A 3,586-nucleotide genomic window follows, 5' to 3' on the forward strand; every position below is an offset into this window, starting at 1 on the left:
GATGAGTATCATTACTTATAAACTCTTTAAATTTGCGTCTATGAACGAGCAAAATAATGAAAATAAATTAATAGAAGGCGAAGACTATTACCTCACGCCCGAAGGTTATAAAGTTTTCACCGAAAAACACCACCTAAAACGCGGCTATTGCTGCAAAAGTGGTTGCCGTCATTGCCCATACGGATTTGATAAAAAAACAGGAATAATAAAAAAATAATTAGGGCGTTACCACAAGGGTCGGGCTTTCCATTGCAATCTTTTTTAGTTTGTAGTGCTGTACCGAAACTTTGGAAGTCAATTCACAAACTAAAAAGGATTTCCACTGCAATCCCTAACGCAAAAAGAATTTAAAAAGACAAAACAATTGATAAAAACTCAGCAACTTAGTCACTCAGAACCTCAGCAACTATAAATATGACTTTTCAAGAACAAATTCTCCAAGGAATCCCGGCCGTTTTACCACAGCCAAAACCTTATGAACCACAAATCAATCACGCGCCAAAACGCAAAGAAATACTAACCGAAGAAGAAAAAAAATTAGCCTTAAGGAATGCATTACGCTATTTCGAACCGCAACATCATGCTACGCTAATTCCGGAGTTTAAAGCTGAGTTAGAAACCTATGGCCGTATTTACATGTACCGCTTTCGTCCGGATTACCGCATGTATGCCCGTCCTATATCTGAATATCCCGGAAAATGCGAACAAGCCAAAGCCATCATGCTCATGATCCAAAATAATTTGGATTATGCCGTGGCACAACACCCACACGAGTTAATCACTTATGGCGGTAACGGTGCGGTTTTCCAAAACTGGGCGCAATACTTACTCACCATGAAATACTTTGCCGAAATGACCGAAGAACAAACCTTGGTTATGTATTCCGGTCATCCTATGGGTTTATTCCCATCGCATCCGGATGCGCCGAGAGTCGTGGTAACCAATGGTATGGTAATCCCGAATTACTCTAAACCCGACGATTGGGAAAAAATGAATGCTCTTGGCGTTTCCCAGTACGGCCAAATGACCGCGGGAAGTTATATGTACATCGGTCCGCAAGGCATCGTGCACGGCACCACCATCACCGTGTTGAACGGCTTCCGAAAAATCAAAAAATCGCCTAAAGGCGGATTATTCGTTACCTCCGGTTTAGGCGGTATGAGCGGTGCACAACCCAAAGCCGGAAATATTGCCGGTTGTGTAACAGTTTGTGCTGAAGTAAATCCTAAAATTACGCATATCCGTCATTCGCAAGGTTGGATTAACGAAATCATAGAAAATATAGATGAATTAGTACCCAGAGTGAAAAAAGCTTTAGCCGCTCAAGAAGTAGTTTCTATTGCCTATTTAGGGAATATAGTAGATGTTTGGGAACGCTTTGACCAAGAGAATTTACACATCGATTTAGGCTCCGATCAAACCTCATTACACAATCCGTGGGCCGGTGGATACTACCCTATCGGTTACACTTTTGAAGAGTCAAATAATTTGATGGCGAATAACCCGGAGCAATTCAAAGAGGAAGTCCAAAAAACCCTGCGCCGTCATGCTGCAGCCATCAACAAGCATACGGTAAAAGGTACTTACTTTTTTGACTATGGCAATGCCTTTTTATTAGAATCTTCTCGTGCCGGCGCCGATGTAATGAACGACCATCCTACTTTGGGCAGAGAATTCAAATACCCGAGTTACGTACAAGATATCATGGGACCGATGTGCTTTGACTACGGATTTGGCCCGTTCCGTTGGGTTTGTGCCTCAGGAAACCCCGAAGATTTAGCTAAGACTGACAAAATTGCTTGTGACGTCTTAGAGGAAATGATGAAAACCGCACCCGAGGAAATCCAACAACAAATGGCCGATAACATCCAATGGATTAAAGGTGCTCAAGAAAATAAATTGGTAGTTGGTTCTCAAGCTCGCATTCTGTACGCAGATGCCGAAGGACGTATCAAAATTGCCGAAGCCTTCAATCAAGCGATTACTCGTGGAGAAATTGGTTATGTGATTTTAGGTCGCGATCACCATGACGTTTCCGGGACTGATTCTCCTTACCGCGAAACATCTAACATCTATGACGGTTCTCGCTTTACCGCAGATATGGCGATACACAATGTAATTGGCGACAGTTTCCGAGGCGCTACTTGGGTATCTATTCACAACGGTGGCGGTGTTGGCTGGGGCGAGGTAATTAACGGCGGATTTGGTATGGTTCTTGATGGCTCTAAAGCCGCGTCAAGACGTTTAGAATCAATGCTTTTCTGGGATGTGAACAACGGCATTTCACGCAGAAGTTGGGCTAGAAATGAAGGCGCCGTTTTTGCTATAAAAAGGGCGATGGAAACGCAACCTTTGTTGAAAGTCACCATCCCTAATGTAGTTGATGATGGATTGTTAGATTTTTAGAGCATTAGACTGTCTTAGAACAAATAATCTCTGTGAATGAATGCAATATCTAACAATCTAAGAAGTCTAATAATCAAAAAAAATAACCTATGAAAGCAACTAAATTTTTACCGTTTGTACTGCTCTTAGTCCTAGCTTCTTGCAGTTCGGTTAGAGTGTATTCGGACTTTGACAAACAAGTCGATTTTACACCTTATAAGACTTATGCCTTCCACAAGAACGGCATAGACAAAGCCGAGATATCTGATTTAGATAAAAAACGTATTTTACGCGCCATAGATGAAACCATGAGCGCTAAAGGATTTACCAAAAGTGACAATCCCGATTTGTTGATTTCGTTTTTCACCAAAGAAAGAGAAGAAGTCAATGTCAACCAATTCAATGCCGGCTGGGGTTATGGCTGGGGTTGGGGTTGGAATCCGTTCTTATGGGGCGGCAACACTATGGTAACCCGTCACACTGAAGGTTCATTGTACATCGACATTATTGACGCCAAGAAAAAAGAATTGATTTGGCAAGGTGAAGGCGAAGGTGTGTTAACCAAAGACCGCGACAAAAAAGAAGCCCTCATTAAAGAATTTGTATCCAAAATTCTGGAACAATATCCACCGCAGAAGAAATAAGCAGTTAGCAGTGTTCAGTTGGCAGATAAAACTTAAACCGTAACTAAGACGTTACGGTTTTTTTTGCAGATTGTCCTAGCCCGGATTGGAATGACATCCTTTTTTCATTGCCGTGGGTTTTAATCCTCGGTAATGAAAAAAGATATAATGGAAAGCCGGACACAGCTCCTAAAAATAAATTTCGGAAGTCATTTTATGATTTTTATCACAGTTGTTTTGGCTAAGATTTGTAAATTTACGAACACAATCTACCTGTCGGCAGACAGGCAAAATTACATTTATGGAAGCGAATTTTGAAAGCAACCCTTTGATTGACAGACTACCAAAGCATTTAAAACAGTTTATCAAACCGCAAGATTACAACGATTATACGCCGATAAATCAGGCAGTATGGCGTTATGTGATGCGTAAAAATGTGGATTATCTTTCAAAAGTAGCGCACGAATCTTATTTGGATGGATTGCAAAAAACCGGTCTGGAAGTGGATTCTATTCCGAACATGTACGGCATGAACCGCATTTTAAAAGAAATTGGTTGGGCTGCCGTGGCTGTAGATG

The 3,586-nt window shown here is 41.5% G+C and carries 3 protein-coding genes and 1 pseudogene; all 4 read left to right on the top strand.

The window, feature by feature from the left end:
* The first annotated feature begins 40 nt into the window (after window positions 1-40).
* A complete protein-coding gene (locus ACIQ32_RS11455; RefSeq protein WP_396195826.1) occupies window positions 41-217 on the top strand; it encodes a DUF5522 domain-containing protein in 177 nt (58 codons plus the stop codon).
* Between the two features lie 197 nt (window positions 218-414).
* Window positions 415-2,406, top strand: coding sequence for a urocanate hydratase (locus tag ACIQ32_RS11460; RefSeq protein ID WP_396195824.1), 1,992 nt, complete (start codon window positions 415-417; stop codon window positions 2,404-2,406).
* An 89-nt stretch (window positions 2,407-2,495) separates the two neighbouring features.
* Window positions 2,496-3,029 (top strand): DUF4136 domain-containing protein, encoded by a 534-nt coding sequence (locus ACIQ32_RS11465; RefSeq protein WP_396195825.1) that lies wholly within the window; start codon window positions 2,496-2,498, stop codon window positions 3,027-3,029.
* A gap of 280 nt (window positions 3,030-3,309) precedes the next feature.
* Window positions 3,310-3,586 (top strand): annotated as a pseudogene (locus tag ACIQ32_RS11470) (phenylalanine 4-monooxygenase); the annotation flags it as partial.

The organism is Flavobacterium sp., from assembly GCF_044373165.1.
Classification (GTDB): domain Bacteria; phylum Bacteroidota; class Bacteroidia; order Flavobacteriales; family Flavobacteriaceae; genus Flavobacterium.